The sequence below is a fragment of the Micromonospora zhanjiangensis genome, from assembly GCF_042650605.1.
GTDB classification, from domain to species: domain Bacteria; phylum Actinomycetota; class Actinomycetes; order Mycobacteriales; family Micromonosporaceae; genus Micromonospora_J; species Micromonospora_J zhanjiangensis.
Genome location: NZ_JBHSBN010000003.1, coordinates 297,932 through 320,805, shown reverse-complemented (window position 1 = coordinate 320,805; position 22,874 = coordinate 297,932). Strand labels below are relative to the sequence as shown.

30 protein-coding genes are annotated in these 22,874 nt (G+C 70.7%); 16 read left to right on the top strand and 14 right to left on the bottom strand.

The genetic code is table 11. From position 1 onward, the window contains the following. Positions 1-6 precede the first annotated feature (6 nt). The 3 genes from ACFOX0_RS07430 to ACFOX0_RS07420 form a co-directional block, all read right to left on the bottom strand. Positions 7-765: a class I SAM-dependent methyltransferase gene (locus ACFOX0_RS07430; RefSeq protein WP_377542983.1), complete on the bottom strand. Its 759-nt coding sequence runs from the start codon at positions 763-765 to the stop codon at positions 7-9. Positions 766-842: 77 nt separating this feature from the next. Beyond that, on the bottom strand, positions 843-1,673 hold the full coding sequence (locus tag ACFOX0_RS07425; protein ID WP_377542981.1) for an alpha/beta fold hydrolase: 831 nt from the start codon (positions 1,671-1,673) through the stop codon (positions 843-845). Positions 1,674-1,730: 57 nt separating this feature from the next. After that, entirely contained in the window at positions 1,731-2,156 is a 426-nt protein-coding gene (locus ACFOX0_RS07420) for a MarR family winged helix-turn-helix transcriptional regulator (RefSeq protein ID WP_377542979.1), read from the bottom strand. Positions 2,157-2,216: 60 nt separating this feature from the next. Between ACFOX0_RS07420 and ACFOX0_RS07415 the strand changes: the two genes are divergently transcribed. Next, on the top strand, positions 2,217-2,741 hold the full coding sequence (locus tag ACFOX0_RS07415) for a GNAT family N-acetyltransferase (RefSeq protein ID WP_377542978.1): 525 nt from the start codon (positions 2,217-2,219) through the stop codon (positions 2,739-2,741). A gap of 54 nt (positions 2,742-2,795) precedes the next feature. Here ACFOX0_RS07415 and ACFOX0_RS07410 read toward each other — a convergent pair whose 3' ends face one another. The 3 genes from ACFOX0_RS07410 to ACFOX0_RS07400 all read right to left on the bottom strand — a co-directional run bounded on the left by ACFOX0_RS07410 (position 2,796) and on the right by ACFOX0_RS07400 (position 5,693). Then, positions 2,796-3,776, bottom strand: a complete 981-nt coding sequence (locus ACFOX0_RS07410) for a hypothetical protein (RefSeq protein ID WP_377542977.1) — start codon at positions 3,774-3,776, stop codon at positions 2,796-2,798. A 147-nt stretch (positions 3,777-3,923) separates the two neighbouring features. Then, positions 3,924-4,751 (bottom strand): methyltransferase domain-containing protein, encoded by an 828-nt coding sequence (locus tag ACFOX0_RS07405; RefSeq protein ID WP_377542975.1) that lies wholly within the window; start codon positions 4,749-4,751, stop codon positions 3,924-3,926. A gap of 165 nt (positions 4,752-4,916) precedes the next feature. Then, complete coding sequence (locus ACFOX0_RS07400; RefSeq protein ID WP_377542974.1) at positions 4,917-5,693, bottom strand: GntR family transcriptional regulator; 777 nt, start codon at positions 5,691-5,693, stop codon at positions 4,917-4,919. A gap of 112 nt (positions 5,694-5,805) precedes the next feature. Here ACFOX0_RS07400 and ACFOX0_RS07395 point away from each other — a divergent pair, with 112 nt between their 5' ends. From ACFOX0_RS07395 to ACFOX0_RS07370, 6 genes are all read left to right on the top strand, one after another. After that, the gene (locus ACFOX0_RS07395; RefSeq protein ID WP_377542973.1) at positions 5,806-6,687 is read left to right on the top strand and encodes a Scr1 family TA system antitoxin-like transcriptional regulator; all 882 of its coding nucleotides are present in this window, start codon (positions 5,806-5,808) and stop codon (positions 6,685-6,687) included. A gap of 9 nt (positions 6,688-6,696) precedes the next feature. Next, positions 6,697-6,912: a DUF397 domain-containing protein gene (locus ACFOX0_RS07390; protein WP_377542971.1), complete on the top strand. Its 216-nt coding sequence runs from the start codon at positions 6,697-6,699 to the stop codon at positions 6,910-6,912. A 314-nt stretch (positions 6,913-7,226) separates the two neighbouring features. Next, positions 7,227-7,433 carry a hypothetical protein gene (locus ACFOX0_RS07385; protein WP_377542969.1) on the top strand — a complete coding sequence of 69 codons (207 nt, stop codon included), beginning with the start codon at positions 7,227-7,229 and terminating at the stop codon, positions 7,431-7,433. Next, positions 7,430-7,630: a hypothetical protein gene (locus tag ACFOX0_RS07380; RefSeq protein ID WP_377542967.1), complete on the top strand. Its 201-nt coding sequence runs from the start codon at positions 7,430-7,432 to the stop codon at positions 7,628-7,630. Before ACFOX0_RS07385 ends, ACFOX0_RS07380 begins: the two co-directional genes overlap by 4 nt. Further along, positions 7,623-7,823, top strand: a complete 201-nt coding sequence (locus tag ACFOX0_RS07375; protein WP_377542965.1) for a hypothetical protein — start codon at positions 7,623-7,625, stop codon at positions 7,821-7,823. Before ACFOX0_RS07380 ends, ACFOX0_RS07375 begins: the two co-directional genes overlap by 8 nt. Positions 7,824-7,944: 121 nt before the next feature. Beyond that, positions 7,945-8,259, top strand: coding sequence for a helix-turn-helix domain-containing protein (locus ACFOX0_RS07370; RefSeq protein WP_377542963.1), 315 nt, complete (start codon positions 7,945-7,947; stop codon positions 8,257-8,259). A gap of 327 nt (positions 8,260-8,586) precedes the next feature. Here ACFOX0_RS07370 and ACFOX0_RS07365 read toward each other — a convergent pair whose 3' ends face one another. From ACFOX0_RS07365 to ACFOX0_RS07340, 6 genes are all read right to left on the bottom strand, one after another. Then, a complete protein-coding gene (locus ACFOX0_RS07365; RefSeq protein ID WP_377542962.1) occupies positions 8,587-8,781 on the bottom strand; it encodes a DUF397 domain-containing protein in 195 nt (64 codons plus the stop codon). Beyond that, complete coding sequence (locus ACFOX0_RS07360) at positions 8,774-9,655, bottom strand: helix-turn-helix domain-containing protein (RefSeq protein ID WP_377542960.1); 882 nt, start codon at positions 9,653-9,655, stop codon at positions 8,774-8,776. Before ACFOX0_RS07360 ends, ACFOX0_RS07365 begins: the two co-directional genes overlap by 8 nt. Positions 9,656-9,854: 199 nt before the next feature. Next, positions 9,855-11,945 carry a hypothetical protein gene (locus ACFOX0_RS07355; RefSeq protein ID WP_377542959.1) on the bottom strand — a complete coding sequence of 697 codons (2,091 nt, stop codon included), beginning with the start codon at positions 11,943-11,945 and terminating at the stop codon, positions 9,855-9,857. A gap of 116 nt (positions 11,946-12,061) precedes the next feature. After that, positions 12,062-12,493, bottom strand: a complete 432-nt coding sequence (locus tag ACFOX0_RS07350; protein WP_377542957.1) for a hypothetical protein — start codon at positions 12,491-12,493, stop codon at positions 12,062-12,064. Further along, on the bottom strand, positions 12,441-13,136 hold the full coding sequence (locus ACFOX0_RS07345) for a hypothetical protein (RefSeq protein WP_377542955.1): 696 nt from the start codon (positions 13,134-13,136) through the stop codon (positions 12,441-12,443). Before ACFOX0_RS07345 ends, ACFOX0_RS07350 begins: the two co-directional genes overlap by 53 nt. 8 nt (positions 13,137-13,144) lie before the next feature. Further along, entirely contained in the window at positions 13,145-13,405 is a 261-nt protein-coding gene (locus ACFOX0_RS07340; RefSeq protein WP_377542953.1) for a hypothetical protein, read from the bottom strand. A gap of 193 nt (positions 13,406-13,598) precedes the next feature. Here ACFOX0_RS07340 and ACFOX0_RS07335 point away from each other — a divergent pair, with 193 nt between their 5' ends. Next, a complete protein-coding gene (locus ACFOX0_RS07335) occupies positions 13,599-14,153 on the top strand; it encodes a Uma2 family endonuclease (protein ID WP_377542951.1) in 555 nt (184 codons plus the stop codon). A gap of 72 nt (positions 14,154-14,225) precedes the next feature. Beyond that, positions 14,226-14,963: a phosphotransferase family protein gene (locus tag ACFOX0_RS07330; RefSeq protein WP_377542950.1), complete on the top strand. Its 738-nt coding sequence runs from the start codon at positions 14,226-14,228 to the stop codon at positions 14,961-14,963. A 32-nt stretch (positions 14,964-14,995) separates the two neighbouring features. On the opposite strand, the gene ACFOX0_RS07325 is transcribed toward ACFOX0_RS07330, so the two are convergent. Continuing rightward, positions 14,996-15,262, bottom strand: a complete 267-nt coding sequence (locus tag ACFOX0_RS07325) for a helix-turn-helix domain-containing protein (protein WP_377542949.1) — start codon at positions 15,260-15,262, stop codon at positions 14,996-14,998. A 76-nt stretch (positions 15,263-15,338) separates the two neighbouring features. Here ACFOX0_RS07325 and map point away from each other — a divergent pair, with 76 nt between their 5' ends. Beyond that, a complete protein-coding gene (gene map / locus ACFOX0_RS07320; RefSeq protein WP_377542947.1) occupies positions 15,339-16,157 on the top strand; it encodes a type I methionyl aminopeptidase in 819 nt (272 codons plus the stop codon). Between the two features lie 361 nt (positions 16,158-16,518). Further along, the gene (locus tag ACFOX0_RS07315) at positions 16,519-16,974 is read left to right on the top strand and encodes a DUF3761 domain-containing protein (RefSeq protein ID WP_377542945.1); all 456 of its coding nucleotides are present in this window, start codon (positions 16,519-16,521) and stop codon (positions 16,972-16,974) included. 184 nt (positions 16,975-17,158) lie between these two features. On the opposite strand, the gene ACFOX0_RS07310 is transcribed toward ACFOX0_RS07315, so the two are convergent. Then, the gene (locus ACFOX0_RS07310) at positions 17,159-18,097 is read right to left on the bottom strand and encodes a helix-turn-helix transcriptional regulator (RefSeq protein WP_377542944.1); all 939 of its coding nucleotides are present in this window, start codon (positions 18,095-18,097) and stop codon (positions 17,159-17,161) included. A gap of 534 nt (positions 18,098-18,631) precedes the next feature. Between ACFOX0_RS07310 and ACFOX0_RS07305 the strand changes: the two genes are divergently transcribed. The 5 genes from ACFOX0_RS07305 (at position 18,632) to ACFOX0_RS07285 (ending at position 22,871) form a co-directional block, all read left to right on the top strand. After that, a complete protein-coding gene (locus ACFOX0_RS07305; RefSeq protein ID WP_377542943.1) occupies positions 18,632-19,891 on the top strand; it encodes an FAD-binding protein in 1,260 nt (419 codons plus the stop codon). A 378-nt stretch (positions 19,892-20,269) separates the two neighbouring features. Further along, positions 20,270-21,439 carry a sensor histidine kinase gene (locus ACFOX0_RS07300; RefSeq protein WP_377542942.1) on the top strand — a complete coding sequence of 390 codons (1,170 nt, stop codon included), beginning with the start codon at positions 20,270-20,272 and terminating at the stop codon, positions 21,437-21,439. Beyond that, positions 21,436-21,897 (top strand): roadblock/LC7 domain-containing protein, encoded by a 462-nt coding sequence (locus tag ACFOX0_RS07295; RefSeq protein WP_377542941.1) that lies wholly within the window; start codon positions 21,436-21,438, stop codon positions 21,895-21,897. The genes ACFOX0_RS07300 and ACFOX0_RS07295 overlap by 4 nt, the downstream gene beginning before the upstream one ends. A 46-nt stretch (positions 21,898-21,943) precedes the next feature. Then, a complete protein-coding gene (locus ACFOX0_RS07290) occupies positions 21,944-22,291 on the top strand; it encodes a DUF742 domain-containing protein (RefSeq protein ID WP_377542940.1) in 348 nt (115 codons plus the stop codon). Continuing rightward, positions 22,281-22,871, top strand: a complete 591-nt coding sequence (locus ACFOX0_RS07285) for a GTP-binding protein (RefSeq protein WP_377543117.1) — start codon at positions 22,281-22,283, stop codon at positions 22,869-22,871. Before ACFOX0_RS07290 ends, ACFOX0_RS07285 begins: the two co-directional genes overlap by 11 nt. The last annotated feature ends 3 nt before the right edge of the window (positions 22,872-22,874 follow it).

Below are 22,874 nucleotides of genomic sequence, written 5' to 3'. Positions count from 1 at the left end.
AACGGATCAGCGCGGCACCCGCCGGGTCTCGATCAGGGTCCGGGTCGAGTGGGCCACGAACGCGCCGTGCCGGCGGATCTGCCCGTCGAGGCGGCGCAGCGCGTCCACGTAGCGTTCGACAGTGAAGTCCGGCACCCACCAGACACACCTGCGCAGGATCCAGACCACCGCGCCGACGTCGTAGAACTCCATCCGGCAGCGCGCGGTGCGCAGGTCCACCACCGCCAGCCCGGCGGCCCGCGCCGCCGCGACCTCGCGGTCCGGCTGCCGGTCCAGGTTCTCCCGGGGCAGCGGCCCGACGAACCATTCGATCAACTCGTACGCCGACGCGGGCCCGACGTGCTGGGCGAGGTACCGGCCGTCGTCGGTCAGTACCCGGGCGATCTCGGTCCAGTCGGGGGACACCGGGTGCCGGCTGGTCACCAGCTCGAAACCGGCGTCGGGGAAGGGCAGCGGCCGGCCCGGCTCGACCGGTACGACCTCGACGCCGCGCGGGGACAGCAGGTCGCGGGCCCGGTCCGTGTTCGGCGGCCAGCCCTCGGTGACCACCATCCGGGGCGGGAGCCGCGGCACCTCGGCGATGATCTCGCCGCCGCCGGTGTCGATGTCCAGCGCCGAGGCCACCCCGGCCAGCCGGGCCGCGATCAGCCGGGCGTATCCCCACGGTGGGCGTTCCTCGGTGGCCCGCCCGTCCAGCCAGCCGAAGCCCCACCCGGTGACGTCGGCCTCGGCTGCCTCGGCGACCAGTTCGTCGAAGGTACGCATCCTGGGCATCCTGGTCGGTCCCACGTACCACCGCGAGCCGGTTTCCTCTGGTCCATCCACCCGGGGCGGTCGGTGAGTCAGCCGAGGAGGAAGGCGGTCACCGCCTCGGCGACCTCGGCCTCGCCCTTGTGGTGCGGCCCGAAGTGGTCCAGTTTCGGGAAGGTGACCACCCGCGACGAGGGCAGCACCTCGCCGAGCCGGGCCGTGGACGGACCCACATGGGCCAGGTCGCTCCTGCCGCCCGTCATCAGCAACACCTCGGCGGACACCTGCCGGTAGTTGGGGTAGCTGTCGTCCAGCCGGCCGATCTCCGCGTGTTCCCGCAGGGCGGGTTCGAGCAGTTCGAAGACCTTCGCCCGCTTCTCGCCCCGGAAGGCCAGGCGCAGGATGGTGGCCATCAGCCATCTCGGGTTGCGGCGCGCCGCGCTCGGTCCGGTGGCGATGGCGAACGTGGCGAACGCGTCGAACGGCCGTCCCTGGTCGAGGAATCGGCGGGCGCGCGGGATCCAGTCGGTCGGGATCAGCCCGTCCACGGCCACACCGGGTTCGTAGACGGCCAACCGGGTGATGCCCGGGTCGCGGCGGGCCGCCTCCAGCGTCACCAGCCCGCCGAAGCTGTGACCGAAGACGTACCGGGCGCCGGTGGCCGCCCGGACGGCGGCGAGGTCGGCGCATTCCGCCTCGATGCCGTACCCGGGGCCCTGGGGTCCGCTGCCGCGGCGGCCCCGCCGCTGGATGGTGTGCACGGTGAAGCTGGCGGCGAGCGCCTCGGTCAAAGCGGTGAAATCCGCGGCGTCGCTGAGCGCGCCGGGGACGACCAGCAGATCCGGGCCGGCGCCGGTGGTGTGGTAGGCGATCGTGGTGCCATCGGTGGAGCGGACGGTCCGCAGGTCCGGGGTGGTGAGCATGGCGAAATCCTCACGGTGGACAGGGGTGGGTGTCGGGGTGTGGCGGCGAGGTCTTCCTCAGCCGCCGTCGAGGGCGGCGTTCAACCGTCGGGTGTGCGCCAGGTACGTCTCGAACGGCACGCCGCTGGACCTGACCAGTTCGGTGAGCTGTCGGATCAGCTCGGTGCCGGCCCGCTCGACCAGTTCCCGGCCGGCGTCGGTCAGGGCGATCCGTCGACGGTTGCCGCCGGCCGGATCCGGTGCCACGGTGAGCAGCCCGGTGCCGGCGAGGGCGGCGACCATCCGGCTGACCGACGGTTCGGTCACCGCCAGGCCGTCGGCCAGCGCCCGCTGGGTGGACGCGCCCAGCTCGCCGACCATGACCAGCACCATGAAGCGCCGGTACGACAGGCCGTGGTCGGCGCGCAGGATCCGGTCACCGGCCCGCTCCAGGCGGGAGACCAGCGTGTGCAACTCCAACCCGAGGTTGTTCGGATGGTTCATGCGCAGTATCTTAGCTTCCTAACTTAGAAATGCAAGTTACTGTTCTGCTGGAGGATCGACATGACCGACGACGACCGTGAACTCGCACTGCGCGCCGCGCACGCGCAGGACGCCGAGGCGATCGCCGTACTGTGGTGTCACGGCTGGTTGGACGGGCACGCCGGACACGTCCCGGACGAGCTGCACCGGCACCGGCAACTCGCCGACTTCCGGCGGCGGGTGCCGCCCCGGCTGGCCACCACCACGGTCGCCACCCTGGCCGGGCGGCTCGTCGGGTTCGTCACCGTGGCGCGGGACGAGGTGGAGCAGGTGTACGTCGCCGGGCCGGCCCGCGGGACCGGTGTCGCCGACGCACTCCTCGCGGCCGGCGAACGGATGGTCGCCGTACGGTTCGACACCGCCTGGCTGGCGGTCGCGGTGGGCAACACCCGGGCCCGCCGGTTCTACGCCCGCTGCGGGTGGCGCGACGTGGCGCCACTCGACTACCCGGCCGAAACCGGAACCGGCGGTGACGACCCGGCTCCGGGGTCCGGCACCGGGACCGTCATCGTCCCGTGCCGACGCTACGAGAAACGCGTCCGGTGAACCGGCCACCGGACGGGCCCGGCCGGCGGCGAACTGCGCCGGCCGCGCACCGACTCAGGCCGAGTCGGCGGACTCGCCCGGGGCCTCGACGACCGGCAACTCCTGCCGCAACAGACCCGGCACGAAGTCGCCCTTCCAGTCGGTGGTCCCCCAGAGGAGTTCCGCCTCCTCCCTGAGTTCCCGGAACTCGTCCCGGGTGATCTGCACCCGCTGACCCGCGAGCGGCCCGGTCTGGTAGTTCTTCCAGTACCAGTTGGAACGGAAGATGCCGCGGTCGGTCTCCTGCAGGGTGAAGATGCCGGCGGCGTCCTCCAGCAGGTACGGCGCCATGACGTACTGGGACAGTTTCAGGTCGCGGTACATGAGGAAGAAGTCCAGCAACTGGAAGCTGACCATGCCGGCGACCTTGACGCCGGCTCGGAAGGTGGTCCGAGCGCCGAGCCGGACCTGGTGCAGTTCCGCCCACGCCTCGACGTTCTCCTCGGTGGCGGCCTGACGGGCGTTCAGCTCGCGTCCCGCGCCCACGTCGGTCCGCCGACGTTTGATGACGACCTGCTCCGCGGCCCGCAGCGCCTCGTTCTCCGCCGACCGCTGAGTCCCGCCGCCGGACTTCCCGACGTCGAGGACCGCCGTGACCTCGTGCACCTCGATGGTCGTCGACTTGTTCTTGATCAGCGTCGACCAGGTGTGCTTGTCCTTGTAGAGCCGTTGGGCTATCTCTCGCGCCGTCGAGCCGGTGTAGACGACGGCGTTTCCGTCGATCTCACCTCGGACGGTGTAGATGTGCCCGATCACCGTTCGTTCCGCGGCGGCGGGAGCGGGGGAGGGCGCCACGGTCGGCGGATCCACGCGCTGGACGGTGCCGGTCCGGAGCAGGGAGTTGACGGCACTGTTCCCGTACGACCGTTGCAGGGCCCGCACCCGCGAACCGGTCAGGGGCGCCCGGCGGTCGGCCACCGTGTCGCTCGCCTCGGTGACCGCGCGGCCGGACCGGAGGGCGGGGTCGCGCCCTCGACGGTCCTCGTGCCTGTGCACGAGCGAACCCTAAGCTCCCGGCCGGCAGGGACGGTTACCCTCGTGGCCAGACATTGGGGCAGGATCGACGTTCCCAGGGGCACGACCCGTCGAGTGCGGCGCCGCGGTGTCACCCGGTCCGGGGCGGCGACGGTCGTCACCAGGGGGCTATCCCGGGCGGCGGCCCCAGGCCGAGATCAGCGGCGCGAGGGTGAGGTCCAGCTCGCCGGCATCGATGGCGGCCAGGTGCGCGTCGATCTCGGCGTCGTCGGCCAGCCCCGCGGCGAGCAACTCGGCGCGGACCATCCGCACCGTCGCGGCCTCCAGTCGGTCGCAGGCCACCCCGCCGACCGGGAAGCAACCGGCCGCCGCGACATCGACCAGGCCGGCCGTCCGCAACGCCCGCGGCAGCGTACGGCCGAAGCGCAGGTCGGCGCCGCGACGGGTCATCAACTCCCGAACGGCGCGCCGCAGCCGGTTGGCGCGCCGCTGCGCCGGGCCGACCTCGTCTAGGCAGGCCAGCGGCTGCAGCTCGGTGTCGGCGTCCTCGATCAACAACCAACCGCCGGGTCGCAGCGCCGCCACCATCGTCGCCAACGCCCGGGCCCGGTCGGGCACGTGGACGAGTACGAGCCGGGCGTGCACCAGGTCGAACGTGCCCGGCTGCGGCGGCGGGTCCCCGACGACGTCGTGCCGGAGCACCTCGTACCCGCCGTTCGGGTCCAACCAGTCCGGATTGATGTCCGTGGCCAGCACGTGACCGGTCGGTCCGACGGCCGTGGCGAGTGCCTCGGGGATGCTGCGGCCTCCGGCGCCGACCTCCCAGCAGCGCCAGCCCGGCCGCACCCCGAGCCGGTCGAGGTGCCCCCGGGTGACCCCGTCGAACAGCTCGGCCAGCCAGGTGAACCGCTCGCCCGCCTCCACCCGGGCGTTGTCGAGCAGGTAGCGGTGATCCGGGGCGGACCCGGGCTCGGCGAGGGGCTGCGATGAACTCATGCCTCCATCCTCACGACCCACCACGTGCGGTGTCAGCGCGACACGGGATGAAACCAGCCACAGCCCGCCCCTGGCGGGGTCGACGGGTCGCCACCGCGTCGGAAGCCATCCGTGCCCGACGTGTCCCGGCCGCGTCACCCGTACGCGTCGGCGAGAGGGCACGGTCTACCGCAGGTCGATCCAGTAGTCGAGTTCGACGCGGTCGGCGGGGATGACGATGTCCGTCGCGACTTCGACGACCCGCTGGTCCGCGTACGTCTGCCGGGTGATGGTGATGACGGGTGTGCCGCCGGGGATGCGGAGCGCGTCGATCTCGTCCTGAAGCGGCATCCGGGCGCGTACCCGTTCGCGGACGCCGGTGATGAGGATGCCCAGGCTGTGGAGTTGGGCGGCGTTGCCGCCCGGCCACGGCTCGTTGTCGGGATCGGCGACGGGCGTCCCGGTCACCATGTCGAGCAGCAGGCAGGAGGTCGACATCTGCTGCGGCACGCCCTGGGCGCGGAAGACGAACCGTCGTTCCAGCACCATCGTGCCGGGCTCGACGCCGAACAGTTCGGCGAGCGCCGCCGAGGCGGTGACCTCGCGGAAGGTCTTGTCCAGTTGGTAATCCGACCAGTCGATGCCCTGGTCGGTGGTGAACTCGGTCGACGGGCGCTCGCCGGTGAGGTTGTCGAGTTCGCGGCGGTACCGGTCGGATCCGATGCGGCGTACGGGCCGGACCGGTCGTGCGTAGGTGCCGCGACCCATCTCGGTGACGGCCATGCCCTCGGTGCGCAGCAGGGCGACCGCCTCGCGGACGGTTCCGCGGCTGACGTCGAACTCGTCCATCAGGGACGACTCGGACGGCAGGACCGAGCCAGGTGGGATGGCGCCGGACAGGATCCGGCGGCGTAGCTCGTCGGCCACCTGGCGGTACCGGGGAGGCTGGCGCTGGGCAGGCACGTCCGTCACCGTACCGGCTGTGAGTAGGCAGAAGTTGATCACCGACGTGATGTTCACCGGTCCGGATAAAGTGTCAGTTGACACTGTCGGAAGGTAGGTGTCCGTGCCGAGGATGTACGCCGAGGTCAGCCCGTTCGCTCGACGGGTCCGCCTGGGTGCTGCGATCCGCCAGCTTCGGGGGACGAGCACGACCACGGCCGTCGCGAGGGCGGCCGGCATCGACCGTACGGTGGTCAGCAAGATCGAGGCCGGCGAGCGGCGTGCTGGCCTGGACACCATCCTCAAGGTGCTGGACGTGCTGCCCATCGGTGAGTCCAGCCGGCAGTACCGGACCCTTCAACGCGTCGCCCGCGACGGCCTCGCCCGCGGCTGGTGGGACGATCCGCAGTACGCGGGCATGGGCGAGCGGCAGGTCCGTACCGCCGACCTGGAGTGTGGCGCGACCATCCGTGAGTATCAGAGCAGCATGTTGCCCGGCCTGCTGCAGACCGAGGCGTACGCGCGGCATCGCGGTGAGGTCGCGCTCGGCAAGGGTGCTGCCTTCGATCTCGAAGCGGCGGGCCGGGGTCGGTTGCGCCGCCAGCGGCAGGTGCTCGATCGGGACGCGTCTGACCCCGTCTATCACGTTGTCCTGGAACCGCAGGCGATCTGGCGATGCCCGGTGCCGCGCGGGATCATGCGGGAGCAGTTGCGGCACCTGCACAAGCTGGCGACCACGGCCACCCACCTGAGCATTCGCATCCTGCCGGTGGACGCACCTCTCGGGCAGGGGTGGGTCCCTCGGGCGCCGTTCTCCGTATACGACTACGGCGATCCTGACGATCTCACTCTGGTGGTCGTGGACACGGTAACCACCGATTTGCTCATCACCGAGCCCGCCGAGGCGGCGGACTACGCGCAGACGTTCGACGAGCTACGCGAAAACGCGCTGTCCGCCAAGGACAGCGCGGAACTCATTCAGCAGGCGGCCGACGCCGCGTCCGTTGACGCCTAGGGAGGTGCCGTGTTCATCCACAGTGACCCGCGTTGGTCGACCTGGCGGAAGTCGAGCCGGAGCGACGGTGGGCAGAACTGCGTCCAGGTCGGGCAGCCCACCGACCGGTCCCACGTGGTTCCGGTCTGCGACTCGAAGGCAGGACCGACCGGCGTGGTACTGACTTTCAGGCCGGACAACTGGGCCCGGTTCATCGCTGGTGTGAAGGACGGCCAACTCGGCTGATACGTACCTGAACCGAAGGGCCGGCGCCTGGCGGTGCCGGCCCTTCGTCATGCCTGCGCGACACGTTCAGTGATGCCTGCTTGGCCCCTTGTGATATTGATGGTCGCGGTGCAATCCCGACACTGTGTTCACAGGCACTGTGTTTGGGGCTCGGAACGACAAACTACCGGCCGTTGACCTGCTCTTGGTGGTCGGTGGTCAGCCGGACGCGGCGGCCCCCACCGCCGCGCCCCTCGGACCGGTCCGGCGGCGCGTGTCTTCGCTGGGGAGCGGCTATCGCGCCGCCGGACCGCTGACCTCGGAGGAGATGTCCCATGCGTATCCGGCCAGTCACCACGTTCTGGACTCGCTGGCAGCGTGAGCGCCGGGACCGGGCTGTCGACGCGGCCTGGCGGGCGGGTGTCGAGGCGTACCGGGCGAGCGTCGCCCGCCGCCGCGACGACGGCGACCAGGCCGTCACGACCGAGGCTCACGACGGACCGCCGGCCAGTCGGGAGCGTGAGCAGGAGGGCGGGCGGTGACCGGCACGGACGATTGCGCGCCGGACCCGCTGGTCCTCACCCTCGCCGCGCAGCTCACGGTCGATCAGCACCGGGACCGGCCGGACCGGACGTACGAGCGGGGCACCTGCCAGCAGTGCACCGAGGAGGGCTGTCCCCAACTCGACTGGGCCGAACGCACTCTCGCCGACCTGACAGCCCGAGGCGGACGTGCCTGATTCACCGACTCCGGAGCAGGTTCACCAGCAACTGGTCGTCGCCGCCAAGAAGACGGTGGCCGAGCACTGGCCCACCATGAACGGCTGCCCGATTTGCCGGGTGCCGAGCTGCGAGGCTCTGGCGGTCGCGGTGCGCTATCTGGAGACCTTCTCCGACCCGCCCGCCCCGATCATCCGCCCGGACCGGCCATGAACCCGAACGACCTGCGTCGGGGCGGCGTCCTCTACTGGACCGTGTTGGCAATTCTGGCGATCGTGATTGTCATCGGCGTGTGCCGGCACTGACTATGGGCCGAGCCGAGCAGGATGTGCCGATGGACGGTGGCCGGACGAGTTGGAACGCCATGCGGGACCGCCGGATGGCGGAACCCGGCGCGCGGGAGGCGTACGAGGCCGTGCGGCTGGCCTTCGAACTCGGCCGCGCGGTGCGGGAACTCCGCGAAGAGCGAGGCTGGAGCCAGCCTCAGCTCGCGCAGGCATCGGGGATGACGCCGTCTGCCGTCGCGCGGTTCGAGTCCGGTGGCACGGTGCAGATCCTGCCCGCCCTGGAACGGTTGGCGACGGCGCTGGGAGTCAAATGGGATACGGAGTCGGCGCCGGGCCGAAGTCTCCTTCGGGCTCTCGGGTGAGGACTCCAAGCAATCCCGGATCGGCGTACACCTCGGCAGTGTGCCGCCACTGAGCCAGTACTACGGCGACCGGCGAGTGATCTCTCAGCCCTGTAGCGGCTTGGGCCAGCTCTTCCAGTAGCTCGTCGAAGTCCTGTCCCGGCAGAACCGCCGTCCAGGGAAGGACGTCCGTCAAGACCCGACGTACGGCGTTCGGCGGCTCGGAGAGAGCCCGCTCCACGAGCAGGCTCTCTCGGCGGTCTGCCGAATCGGGTAGCTCCGCAGACTCGGCGGCGGACCGCCCCCGCCCGAAACGACGGGGACGGTCCTCCTCCAGCGGGTACGCCATTAACCTGCCTTCGCGGTTGAGCGGACGAAGCCCGCCCAGGCCGTGGGCGAGAAAGTAAGGATCGGCCCGGTGGGGTCCTTGCTGTCGCGTACGGCGACCACGCTGGTCAGATTGTTGGCCACCTCCACGCAGTTGCCGCCATTGCTGCCGCTGCGGCTGCTCTTTTGCCACCGAGCGGCAGTAAGATCAAGCACGACGTACCTCCCCGAAGATCTTGAAGATCAATTCTCTTGATTGTTCCTCATCGAGCGCGTCGTTTTCCAGCCCCGCCCAGATGTCTTCGTAGGAGGCGAACTCGTCCGCGCGGTCCAGATAGAGGGCGCCGGTCCAGGACTCGCAGTAGACGACCGGCGGATCCGGAATTACCCGGCTGCCTATCGGGAACTCTAGCAGGACGAAGGCGCCGGCCTCTGCGCCCCGATGCGGGCCCCTCGCCAGCGGGAGGACTCTCAGCGAGACATTGGGAAGCTGGCTCATCTTGATCAGGTGCGCTAGTTGTTCGGCCATCGCATCACGATCGGGGATGGTGCGTAGAAGGACGGCCTCGGAGAGCACGACCTCGAAACGCGGTGCTGGTGGGAGCCGTCGCCGCAACAGTGCTTGGCGTTCCAGCCGGACATCTGCGGCTCGTTCTCGTTCCTCCTCAGTCATCTCGATGCGATGCTGGTAGATCGCGAGCGCGTACCGGCGTGTCTGCAAGAGGCCGGGAATGAGAGTGTGCTCGTACTCTCGGAGGCGGGAGGCGGTGGATTCGAGGCCGACGTACAGCTCGAACCAGTCGGGGATGAGGTCGCCGTAGGCGTGCCACCATCCTTTGGATTTGGTTTCGCCGGCGAGGGCGACGAGGGCGGTGGTGAGTTCGGCGGTGGCGTCGTACAGCTCGCACATGGCGCGGACGTCGACGCCGCGGACGGCGCCGATGCCGCATTCGATGCGCCAGACCTTCTGGCGGCTGCAGTCGAGGGCGTTGGCGGCGCCGTCGAGGGTGATCTGGGATTCGAGGCGGAGTTGCCGCAGGGTGCGGCCGAGTTGTCGCCTTGGGACCGTTGACCCCATGTCTTCGGCCATCGGCTTTCCATCCTTTCGGGGTCTCGTTTTGCAACATCCCGCCGGTGGATGTGTAACACCGGAATCGCGCCCCGGGAATTGCGGTAGGCGGGGCCGATATTTATCGGGACAGACCTCGACCGTACAAGATGGATACGACAGAAGACCGTGCACCACGGCGGCAGAAATGCCGCGACGGCGGTGTTTTGAAGGCTTCCCGTCAAGGGGCGTCAGTGGCCGCGTCATCGGCCTGAGGCGACCTGGGCGATGTCAGCTGGGGATGCTGGCCGGTGCTGCTGTCTTTCAGTTCGGCCAAGGTGGCTGCCGCCGCGTCGCGGCGGGCACTGAACGCCTCCGGCTCGGCGGCAGCCAGTTCCTCGAAGTACCGCACGCCTTCCGCGACCGCCTCAAGGATCTGATCCGACCGCTCTCCGAGAAAGCGCGCTACATCTCCCACGTTCCACAGAGAGTTGGCGAGGTGGGGGAGGTAGGTGTCGGGGTTGTTGGTGGCCAGTTTCCGGTAGAGGTCGCCGGCTTCCTGGCTGGTTTGCAGTGCGTCGGCGTGCCGTCCCAGCTCCGCCAACCGCAGGGCGTGGTTGTTCATCGATCCGGCGAGGTGGGGGAGGTAGGTGTCGGGGTTGTTGGTGGCCAGTTTCCGGTAGATGTCGCCGGCTTCCTGGCTGGCTTGCAGTGCGTCGGCGCGTCGTCCCACCTCCGACAACCGAACAGCGTGCGAGATCAGTAACGACGCCCGGTCAGTCGACTCACTCGTCCGCGCCGCGCCGTGCAGGGCCTGAGTGGTCAACGCGAGCGCGAGCCGGCCGAACTCGATCGACGGATACGGCACCCTACGCTCTGTTCGCCGGGCCCATTCAGGGTCGATTTCGGCCGCCGCGAGCAGCGCCACGACCCGGGGAGCGAGAACCTGCGGAAACTGGAGGCCGATCTGGAGCACCGCCTCGGTCATCACCGGCAGATCCGTGGCCAGCGCTTCGTCGATCATCGTCTCGGCGTCGGGCTGATGGCTGCGGGCGCGGCTCAGGACCGTCAACGCCCGTCCCGCCTGCCCGACAGCCAACCCGTGCAGAATCCCGCGGCGCTGGGCGGCCGTGCTCTCCCGCAGAACAGCGACCGCGAGGTCCTCGGCGAGCAGATCCGGTTGCAGCGTCCCCAGCCCGTCACCCGCCCCGGCCGCCGGGTAGAGGCCGTACAACCAGCCCACGTACCGGTCGACCACCTCCGGCGACGCTTCGCCCAGGCCCGGCACCCGGCGGACCAGCTCCGCGGCCTGCTCGCGGTCCTCCGCACCGAGCAGGGCCGCCACGGCGACCAGACGCCGCAACACCACGTCGGTGGCCGGCTCGCCCGCGCCCGGCAACCCGTCGCGGCCGGCCCGGTGCCGCCAGTACCGGGCCTCATGACCCAAAACCTCAGCCAGTACGTCGTACCGGTCGTCACCGCGCGGCCCGCCCAACACCGCCAGCAGTGCCTCCGCGTGCAACCGCAACACCGGTACGTCCGGATCGAGCCCACCCAGCGGAGCCTCATCCGGAGGACGGCGACCGAGCCGTTCGGCGAAGGCCACTGCCGCCTCGTTCACGATCTGCTGCGGGGTGCGTTCCTCGATACGGGCCGGCACCTCGATCACGTTCGCCTGCACGGTCAACGCGTCGACCAGGTGCGCCTGCGACGGGTACGCCGCCGACAACGACGACCACCACAGTCCCGCCGATCGGGCCAGCAACAGCACCCGCACCCCGTCGGCCCGTTGCGCCGTACACAACAGACGCGCCAACGCCTGCGGGTCGCGGGTCTCGGCGTAATCCACCGTCAGCAGCACCCGGCCCGGCCGCCCGTCCGCCGTGAGCGCCTCCGCGATTTTCGGCTCCCCGCCGGGCGCCACCGGCCACCACGTCCAGCCCGCCAATCGGCCGGCGAAGTGCCGTCCCAGCCGGGTCTTGCCCACCCCGCCCGCCCCGACGAGCAGCCGCACCACGCTCGCCCGCGGATCCGCGCACCACCCGTCCAGTGCCCTCAGCAGCCACCCGCGGCCGACGAACCCGACCACCGCCGCCTGCGGATGCAAGAGCCACACCACCGACTCCGGCAACTCCGCCACCAACGCTTCCGCGACCGTCCGATTCCGCTGCTCACGTCGCTCCCGCGCGGCCCGGACCCGATCCAGGACCGACGGAGCGAACGCGCCCACCACCGCCGCGGTCACGCCAGCGACCGCCGTCCAGCCCAGCTTGTCGTCCGAGACCAACGCCCACACCGCAGCCGCCGCGACCGCGGCGGGGAGCAGCACCATCCACCAGTGGCGCCTGACCCACCGGAACCCACCTCGAAGCACAGCCACACAGTACTGAAGGTGATCGAGCAATCACAGTTGATCACCGGGCGCGCGGCATCCGTCCGTCGTTGGACCTACATGTACTCGGCGGCGGTCTCTTCTACGTCCCGGATAAACTCCTCAAGCTGCGGCTCGGAGAAGTCCTCGTCGTGCAGCAGGGTTCCGAGGATGACGAGCTGAGCAGAGAAGGCCGACTCGGGAGCGATATCGTCCACCAGGTCGGCCTCACCGAGGACCGCGCGGATCATGGCTTCCATGTCCAGGGCCGAAAGTTTCGTTCCGTCACGGTAGCGGGCCCTGGTGTCCGCGACGAACCGTGCGATGTCCCGAACGTCCTGCCCTGGATGGAACCGCCGAGACACGGCTATCGCGAATGCCGCGCTGATCATCTGTGAGCCGCCGGCCCAGCCGGTCCGATCCAGCTCGGCGAGAAGTTGATCGACACTGCCCCAGTCACGTCGAGCCGTCGCGCGGATGAGGTCGCTGATTTCTCTTCTCGTCTGCATGGGATCGCAGCCTCGCAAACTCTCGACGGATCATCTGGCCTGATCTGTGTACGGCGATGGCGACAACCAGTCCCGCGGCAAGAAGATGACCGACAGCCTCGGCCGCCTCGATCTTTGCCGGCGGGTTCGCCGGCCTGATCGTCGGGGTTGTGGTGCCGGTTGACTTTGCTCCTGTCGGGCCGGTCGGGTCTTTCAGGATGCTGTAACTGGTCTGGGCAACCTCGGTGGCGCTTTTGCCGACGTCTTGGATGTCCTCGACGTTTCGGGTCATCTTACTGAGGAAGCCGGCGAATCCCGCCCGAGCATCCGAGCGCCGGACGGATTCCGTCACGAGCTGTTCACCGGTGGGGACGGCTGATTCGACGCCACGGTCTGTCGGGACCGCGCCCGGAGCGATCGTGTTGACGTACGCGATGAGGTGGCCGCCCGTCTCGGCCAGCAGGCGGGCGACCTTGCCGGCCTTCTCGGCCGCCGTCGTACTCTCGTCGACCGCGCCCTGGGCGGCGCGGTGGTCGCTGCCGGTGCCGGCCTCGCGGTAGTGGGCCTCGGCCTGGCGGGCGTCGGCCGCGGCGCGGGTAGCGGTGACGGCGGCGGTGTCGAGGTCCTCGATCGCGGCCTTGAGCCGGGCGAGTACCTCGTCCATCGAACCGCTCATCCGATGGTGGTCAGGTAGTCGGCGCCGTGCTCGGCGGCGGCGCCCAGCCGGCGCAGGGTCAGCTCGATCTCGCGCGCGGATTCGGCGAAGCCAGCGCGGGCGCGCTGCACCTCGGGATGCTCGCTGCCGGCCAGCGCCGGCAGGGCCGCTCGGGTGGCGTCGAGCAGGCGGGTGTTGGCCCGTTCCAGAGTGCCGCGAGATTCCTTGACGGCCCGATTGCCCCGCCGGATGGTCGCCTTGACGTCCTCGATGGACACCGCCGTCAGCCTTCGATGCTGGACATCGACGCTCCCCGAGATGTGATCACTGTTCGTCTATCGATCGGACGCTATCCGAGACGGTCAAACCCCGCAGTCCGCATCACGACCGAAACCGGGCAGACCAGGGGCCGGCCCGGAGTGCGGGGCGAGGCGTGCTGACGACGATGCCGGGCGGCCCTAGGCTGGGTTCATGAGCGCTGAGGCCGTCGGCAGGCACATGCCTGCCGTCGTGACCCTCGACGACGTGGCGGCCATGAACGCCGCCGATCCGAACGGTCACCGCTACGAGACCGGCCCCGAGGGGGTCCTGTCGGTGGCGCCCCTGCCGGATTCGGAACACGCCATGATCGCCAGCCGGATCTTCGCCTGGCTCATCATGGCCGGCTGGCCCGCCGAGCAGGTGCTCCAGGCGGCCGGCGTACGGATCAACGGGCCGACGGGAAGCGGCGGCCGGATCCCCGACCTGAGCGTGTGGCGCAAGCCGCCGCCCCGCGGGGTCTGGTCGGCGGTGGCGGACGTCGTCCTCGTGGTCGAGATCGTCTCGCCCGGATCGGAGGCGATGGACGCGGTCACCAAGGTCCGCGAGTACGCCTCGGCCGGCATTCCCCGCTACTGGGTCGTCGACCGGGACGGCGCCCAGACCGTCACCCTGTACGAACTCGCCGGCCAGGGCGGCTACGCGGAACGGGCGAAGATGCCGTTGGCCTGGCTGCTGCAAACCTCGCCGACCGACCACCTCGACTGAGACGGATCACCTGTCCGGTCGTACCCGATAAATGCGGCGACGCCGGCGGGCGCCGCCGCGATACTGGCCGGCGTGCCGGAGGTCAAGGTCGTCGTCGCCCACAGTGAGCGCGCGACCCTGCGCGTCGGTGACGTGTTCCTGAAGGTCGACGCCGATCAGGCGCGTACCGATGTCGAGGTCGCGGCGATGGCCATGGCGCCGATCCCGACCCCGAAGGTGTTGTGGCGCAAGCCGCCCGTGCTGGCGCTCGCCGCCGTCCCCGGCACGGCGCTCGGCCGCCTCGGTGAGCCGTCGACCGCGTCGCCGGCGGCCTGGGCCGCGGCGGGTGCCGCTGTACGGAAGCTGCACGACGCGCCGCTGCCGCCGTGGACGGGCCGGAGCGTCGACGAGCTCGCGACGGACCTGGACGCCGAGTGCGAGTGGCTGCTGGCCAACGACGTCCTCCCCACCGACCTGGTCACCCGCAACCGCAGGGTCGCCGAGGCCGCGCTGCGGCCGTGGACACCGGCGTTCGTGCACGGCGACCTGCAGATCTGCCACGTGTTCCTCGACGGTGACGAAGTCACCGGTGTGATCGACTGGTCCGAGGCGGCCCGGGGCGACGCCCTGTACGACCTCGCCATCCTGACGCTCGGCCACGAGGAACGCCTTGCCGACCTGCTCGCCGGCTACGGCACCGACGTGGATGTCGACGTGATCCGCGGCTGGTGGTCGTTGCGCAGCCTGCTGGCGATCCGCTGGCTGGTCGAGCACGGCTTCGACCCGGCCGCGCCGGGCTGCGAGATCGACGTGTTGAGAGCCCGGATGTGAGGCCGGCTGGTGAGGCGGTCGGCCGGGCGTGCCTACGACGCCTGGCGGACCGGCGTCTCGGCCGACCACACGTCGGCCAGGTCGCCCAGCGGAACGTCGAGGGCCCGGCTGAGGCCGACCACGGTCCCGAACGCCGGCGCGGGCAGCCGACCCGCCTCGATCTTGCGTAGCGTCTCGGGGGAGATGCCGGCAGCCAGGGCCACCTCGACGAGGCTGCGGCCGGCCCGCGCGGCCCGCAGGGCGACCCCGAGGCGCTGGCCGGCGGCGATCTGCTCGGCGGTGAGCGGCTGACGAACCATGTCAGCAGGATATCCTCCCGTGGCGGCCCCGACCCGACGTGGTATAAAAATACCGCTACGGAGAGGGGAGGCTGTCGTGATCGAGCTCAAGTCCGCCGACGAGATCGGCCGGATGGCGGTGACCGGGCAGTTCGTCGGCGAGTTGCTGGCCGAGTTGAGCGGGGTCGCCGCGGTCGGCGTGAACCTGATGGATCTCGAACACCACGCCCGGCGCCGGATCGCCGAACGCGGCGCCAAGTCCTGCTACTGGGACTACGCCCCGTCGTTCGGCCGAGGGCCGTTCCGCAACGTGCTGTGCCTGTCGGTCAACGACGCGGTCCTGCACGGCCTGCCGCGCGACTACGTCCTGCGCGACGGTGACCTGCTCAGCATCGACATGGCGGTCGGCATCGACGGCTGGGTCGCCGACTCCGCGCTCTCCTTCGTCGTCGGCACCCCCGACCCGGCCGACCTGCGGCTGATCGAGGCCACCGAGGTCGCCCTGGCGGCCGGCGTCGCCGCCGCCCAACCCGGCGGCCGGCTCGGTGACGTCTCCGCGGCGATCGGCGAGGTGGCCCGTTCCTACGGGTACGGCGTCAACGGCGAGTTCGGCGGTCACGGCATCGGCCGCACCATGCACGAGGCCCCGCACGTGCCCAACAGCGGCCGGCCCGGCCGTGGCCTGAAGCTCGACCCCGGCCTCACCATCGCCATCGAGCCCTGGCTCTGCCGCTCCACCGACAAGATCAAGGTCGACGAGGACGGCTGGACGATCCGCTCCGCCGACGGTTCCCGTACCGCCCACTCCGAGCACACGGTGGCCGTCACGACCGCCGGCCCCCAGGTGCTGACCGGCCGGCCCACCCCCGGCGCCAACCCGGCCGACTCCACCAGAAGGCCCGCCGCAGCCTCCTGATCCACCGGCCCGCCCCGGGGCGTACCCGGGGCCCGGGCCGGGACCGGCCGGCCGCGAACGGGGCCTGGTCGCCGAGCCGCCGGCCGGTCGACGGGCCGATCACCGATATCGGCCGGGCCGCCGCCGGTCCCACGTTCGGACGGTACGGCTGATCCGGGTGGGTCGGCTCGACGTTCCGGCGGTTCCGGTCACCGACGCCGTTCCGGTCGGCCGCCCCTCCGCTCGGCATCGGATCGACATCCGATACGCCGTCCGGGTCGGCTGAAAAGCGTCACCCGCAAGCACCGCGACCAATATCGATCGCGGGAACCGTCACCTAGATTTCCGAGGCGAATCCACTCCTACGAACGTGGAGGCGCGAATGAGGAAAATCGTCGTGACCGTGGCGGCGGGATTGCTCCTGCTGACCGGCTGCGCACCGGCCGGTACGACCGATCGCGCGGGCGCCACACCGACCGTGTCGGCGACTGCCGACCTGCTCCGGACGAGCCCCACGCCGTCACCGACCGGGCAGGTCACGCCGTCGCCCTCACCGACGGCGGTAGCGAGGTTGAGCACCCCGGGTGCCCCGTCGGGCAGGTCCGGTGCCGCGTCCGGAAAGCCCGGCACTTCGTCGAAGAAGTCGGGTTCCGGTTCGGGAAGCTGCGGTGCGGAGTACTACCGGAACGTCGACGGCGTATGCGTTCACCGGCCCGTTTCGGGTGGTGGTTCGAAGCCGTCGGGCGCGACGGCGAAATGCAAGGACGGGACGTACAGCTTCAGCCAGCACCGTCGCGGCACCTGCTCGGGGCACGGCGGCGTGGAGATCTGGTACTGACCCCGACGGTACGGGCACCGGGTGTCGGCCGTCGAGGACCGGTCACCGGTTTCCCGAGGGGCTGGCCGCCTTCCCGGCCGACGACGACGGGCCGGCGGTCGGGACCGAACCCACCGCCTGAGCACGCGCCATCCGCCATCCCCGCCCCGTCGGCCGCACCGTGGCCGGCGGGGCGGGTCGGTCGCTAGTCCAACCAGCCGAGCCGGGCGGCCCGTACGCCCGCCTGGAACCGGCTGTCGGCGTCGAGGCGTTCCATCAGGTCGGCGACGATGCGCGCGACGGTGCGCAGGGACACCCCGATGTTCCGCGCGATCTTCTCGTCCTTCATGCCGGCGGCCAGCATCTTCAGCAGGGTCTGCTCCTCCGGGGACAACGGGCCCGCCGCCCGCCTGCGGGAATCGTCGTCGAGGTCCCGGGAGGTGGACCAGAAGTGGGAGAAGACGGCGGTGAGCGACCGCACCAGGACCGGGCCGGTGATGACCAACGCCCCGGCCGCGCCGTCGTCGGGATCGGCCGGAACGATCGCCCGCCGTCCGTCGGAGATGATCAGTCGGACCGGGACGTCGGACGCCACCCGGATCTCGTGCCGCAGCCGGGTCAGTTGGCGCAGGTTCTCCAGCACGTACGGCACGGTGACCAGTCGGCGCTGGTAGATGCTCCGCGACCGGAGCCCCCGTTCGGCGAGCATCCGGCCGCGCGGGAGCGCGTCCTCGATCGTCTCCCGGGGCGGCACCGGTCCCGGGTGCATGGACAGGATCTCCTCCTGGGTCTGCTCGGTGAGCTCGTCCAGCAGGACGGCCACCTGCCGGGGGTCGGTCACCGTGCGGACGGTGACCTCCTGTGGCGCCGCCGTTGCCAGCGGCAGGAAGCCGTCGACCAGGCGCTCGATCAGCTCCCGGTTGCGGGTGTTCTCCCGGTGATAGGCGGCGTACGCCCGCTGGCCCTGGCCGATCAGCCGGACGAGGGCCTGTTCCGGCCGCGCGGTGCGGAGGGCGCCGGTGGGCGAATGGGTGACGAGCAGGCCCAGCTCGCGCAGTTCGGTCAGCGCTGCTGTGCCCTCCTTGTCGGACAGGCCGAGAGAGGCGACGGCGTCCTGGGCTGTGCTCGCGTCGTCGCGCAACATCTGTGAATAGATTGACAGCGCGATTTCCTGGCCCGGGTCCGTGTTTCCTCCCTGGGTCCGTTCGGTCATGTGTCCTCCCCATCGGCAAGGCCGACCGTATCACCGCGGGTCCACTCGAAGGGGGACAAGGTATCGATAAACATCACTGGCAATTGCCGCTCGGATTGTTTCGGACGAGCCTGCTGTCAGGGGATCCGCGGCGTGTCGCCGGGTCGCGATGCGTTGCCCGGACAGCGATCGGGGCTCCCGCGCCGGGCCCGGTCGGCATATTCCTGTCATCATGTGTTCACGAAGGCTCGGCGGGCTTCCGGGGGGCCGCACCCCGAGGTCCGTCGTCATGGGACCGATCGGAAAGGGCAGCGGAGAATGCATTCGGCCGGCGCCCCAACCGCAGTCCCGACGGTCCGATGCGCGACATCACCGAGGACCCACCGATCGGTGGTGGGCGATGAGCGCCGGGCGGTTGGAAATACCCCGGCTTCGCCAACGCCCGTCGGCCCGGCCTAGCCTGGCACCCGACACCGGGAGGCCAGCATGACCGACGCGATCACCAACTGGGCGGGCAACGTCACCTTCGGCGGCCGCCGACTGGCCCGGCCGGCCTCAGTGGACGAACTGGCCGAACTGGTCGCCGGCAGCGACCGGGTCCGTGCGCTGGGCTCCGGGCACTCGTTCAACCGACTCGCCGACACCGGCGGTGACCTGGTCACCGTGGCCGGCCTGCCGCCGACCGTCCGGATCGACCCGGCCGGGCGCCGGGTCCGGGTCGCGGCCGGCGTCCGCTACGGCGAACTGGCGGTACGCCTGCACGAGGCCGGCTTCGCCCTGGCCAACCTGGCCTCGTTGCCGCACATCTCGGTGGCCGGTGCCTGCGCGACGGCGACTCACGGCTCCGGCGTGGGCAACGGCAACCTCTCCACCGCCGTGTCGGCGATGGAGCTGGTCACCGCCGACGGGTCGGTGGTGACCGTCGACCGGACCACCGACGGGTTCGCCGGTACCGTCGTCGGGCTCGGTTGTTTCGGCGTGGTCACCGAGCTGACCCTGGACATCGAGCCGACGTACCAGGTGGCCCAGCACGTGTACGACGACCTGCCACTGACGGCGTTGGCCACCGACTGGCCGGCGCTCTGCGCGGCGGCGTACAGCGTCAGCCTGTTCACCGACTGGAGCGGGCCGCGGTTCAACCAGGTCTGGCTCAAGCGCCGCGTCGACCGCGACCCGCCGGTGCCCGGCCCGCGCTGGCTCGGCGCGGTGGCGGCCGACGGGCCGCGGCACCCGGTGCCCGGCATGCCCGCCGGGAACTGCACCGAGCAGGGCGGGGCGCCCGGGCCGTGGCACGCCCGGCTGCCGCACTTCAAGCTGGAGTTCACCCCGAGCAGCGGGGCGGAGCTGCAGTCCGAGTGGTTCGTGCCGCGCGACCGGCTGGTCGAGGCGGTCCGGGCGCTGGCCGGCATGGCCGACCGGATCGCGCCCGTGCTGCAGGTCAGCGAGATCCGGACGATCGCGGCCGACGAGCTGTGGCTGAGCCCGTGCCACCGGCGCGACAGCGCGGCGCTGCACTTCACCTGGCAACCGGACGCGGTCGCGGTCGCGCCGGTGCTGGCGGCGATCGAGGAACGGTTGGCACCGCTGGGCGCCCGGCCGCACTGGGGCAAGCTGTTCGACCTGGACCCGTGGGCCGAGCCCGAGCGGGCCGACCGGCTGGCCGCCTTCCGCGACCTGACCCACCGGTACGACCCGTCCGGCAAGTTCCGCAACGACCTGGTCGACGGGTGGCTCGCCGGCGACTGAGGGGCGGCGCCGCGGGCCGGCCCGTTGCCCCTGGTCCCTAACCCCCCGGCCCGGTAGATCCCCTAACCCCTAGACCTGCGGGGGTCGGGCGGTTAGGGGAGTGTTCCGGAGCGTGGCAAATGTCAGTTTTGGGGGGTAGGGGATATAGATCCAATACGCGGTTACCTTCCGTGATAATCCCTGGTCGCATTATGCCCGGTCGCTCGCTCCGGGCGACATTCCAGGATGTCTCATTTCAAACCGCAAGACTGTCTCAGGAATCATTAGGAATCTTGCGTTCATCGAACGAATGATGATTGACTTCTTTCCCGGGAACCTGTTGACCACGAGGCTAACCATGCACATCGGAAGGGCGGGAATGTACGCAGAGGTCACGAGGTGAGTCGGTCCGGCCGCTGGCCCTGGCGTCGCTCCCAGAGTCCCGCTCCCGACCGGCACCGACCGCCGGACCTGGCCGGGCGCCCCGACAACGGTGGCAGCAGCGGTGGTGGCGGGGAATTCTGGCGGGAGATCGCCGAGCAGTACGCACTGCGGGTGATGGCCGCCGCGTACCTGATCGGCGAGGATCTCGACGCGGTCGAGGCGGACGAGCGGGACCCGGCCCGGTTGGAGCGGCTCTATCGGATCGACCACGCCAATTCCCGGATCCGTCGACAGGCCGAGAACCTCCAGGTGCTGGCGGGCCGGAAGGTGGACGACGCCGGCCGTCAGGTGACCACCCTGATCGACGTGATCCGGGCCTCGACCTCCACCATCGAGCACTACCAGCGGGTCGCGGTGAGCCGGGTCGCCGAACTCGCGGTGGTCGAGTTCGCCGCCGACGACGTGATCCGGCTCCTGACCGAGCTGCTGGACAACGCCACCCGGTTCTCGCCGCCCAAGTCCATCGCGGCCGTCTCGGCCACCCTCACCGAGTCCGGCAGCGTGCTGATCCGGATCGAGGACCAGGGGATCGGCCTGCGCCCCGAACAGCTCGACCGGATCAACGCGATGCTGGCCGGCCAGCTCGACCCGCTGCGCGGCGGGTCGGCCGCGCACCTCGGCCTGGCCGTGGTGCAACGGCTGTCCCTGGCCCACCGGATCGGCGTACGGCTGCACCAGCGGCACGGCGCCGGCACGCTGGTCACGGTGGTGCTGCCGGAATCGGTGCTGTGCGCGCCACCACCGCCCAGCGGCCCGGTGCGGTTGCCGGTCGATGAGCCGCGGCAGGCCCGGTCCGCCTTCGACGGGTACGCGACGGCGGCCGGCCCGGGCGGCGGTGGTGAGTTCGGTGACCCCGGCCCGGCCCGGCACCTGGGCCGCGCCACGCCGGAACCGGTCCGGGCGCCGGCGACCGAGGCGGACCTGGACCGCACCACCGGTGGCCTGCCGGTGCGGGTGCCGACCAGCCTGAAGGACACCCCGGACTACGGCGGTGGCGTGGCGCCGCAGCCGCCGACCGGCTCGGACCGCGGTCGGTGGCCGGACGAGACCGCCGACTTCGCCGCCGGATTCGGTGACGCGCTGCGGTCCAGACCGGACCAGGCGATCGATGGGCGTCCGCGGTGACGCACAGCAACGGCTCCGGTGCCACCTTCCACCCGGTCGGTGCCCGCGGACCGCAGGAGTTCGCCTGGCTGATCCAGCAGTTCGTGGACGAGACGCCGGACGTGGTGCACGCCCTGCTGGTGTCGCTGGACGGCCTGCAACTGGTCTCCTCGGCGGGTATCGGCCGGGACCTCGGCGACCAGCTCGCGGCGTTGACCGCCGGGATGATCAGCATGGCCGACCGGGGCGCCGACCTGCTGAACCTGGGCTCGGCCGAATACCTCACCATCCGGCTGCCGCGCGGGCACCTGCTGCTGATGCGGGTGGACATGTCGGCCGGGCTGGCGGTGGCCGTCGGCCCGAACTGCGACCTGCGGACGGTCGCCTACCGGATGACCCGGCTGGTCGGGTCGGTCGGGCACCTGCTCACCCCCCAGATCCGCAGCCAACTGCACCGACTCAGCGCGAGCCGGCAGTAACCCCGACCGACGAAACACCCGCACAGGCCGAAGGAGCACAACCACGGTGGCCGCGACGCATTGGAAGGTACGGCCCTACATCCTGACCAGGGGACGCACCAGGACCAGGCAACCCCTGCTGGTGCACACCCTGGTCTCGGTGCCGCACTACGACCCGGCGTACGCCGCCGGACTGCTGCCGGAGGCCCGATCGGTCTACGAGTACGCCAGCGAGACCAAGTCGGTGGCGGAACTGTCCGCCTTCTCCGGCATGCCGCTCGGGGTGGTCCGGGTGGTGGTGGACGATCTCGCCGCCTCGGACCACATCGTGGTGCACAGCGAGAAGTACAGTTCGCCGTTCGACTTCCGCCTGTTGGAGAAGCTGCGTGACGGGCTACGGCAACGTGTCCGATAACCCGCCGCCGATCAACTCGGCGAAGATCGTCATCGCCGGCGGCTTCGGCGTCGGCAAGACCACCTGCGTGAACGCGATCTCGGAGATCCCGCCGATCAACACCGAGGCGTGGATGACCGCGGCCAGCGAGTCGATCGACCCGCTCGACCCGGGGCTGGACAAGGTCACCACCACCGTCGGGATGGACTTCGGCCGGCTGACCATCGACCGGGACCTGGTGCTCTACCTGTTCGGTACGCCGGGCCAGGCCCGCTTCTGGCCGATGTGGGACGACATCTGCCGGGGCGCCACCGGGGCGCTGGTGCTGGCCGACTCCCGCCGGCTGGCCTCGTCGTTCGCCGCGGTGAACTACTTCGAGCAGGACAGCAAACTGCCCTTCGTGGTGGCCCTCAACCTCTTCGACGGAGTGCAGACGCACCACCTGAACGAGGTCCGGGACGCGCTCGCGCTCAACCCCGAGGTGCCCCTGATCGCCTTCGACGCCCGCAACCCGACCTCGGTCGCCCAGGCCCTGCTCGAGGTCGTCGTGCACACGATGCGGCTCACCGGCACCACCTCCCAGGCCATCCCGGTGCGCTGACCG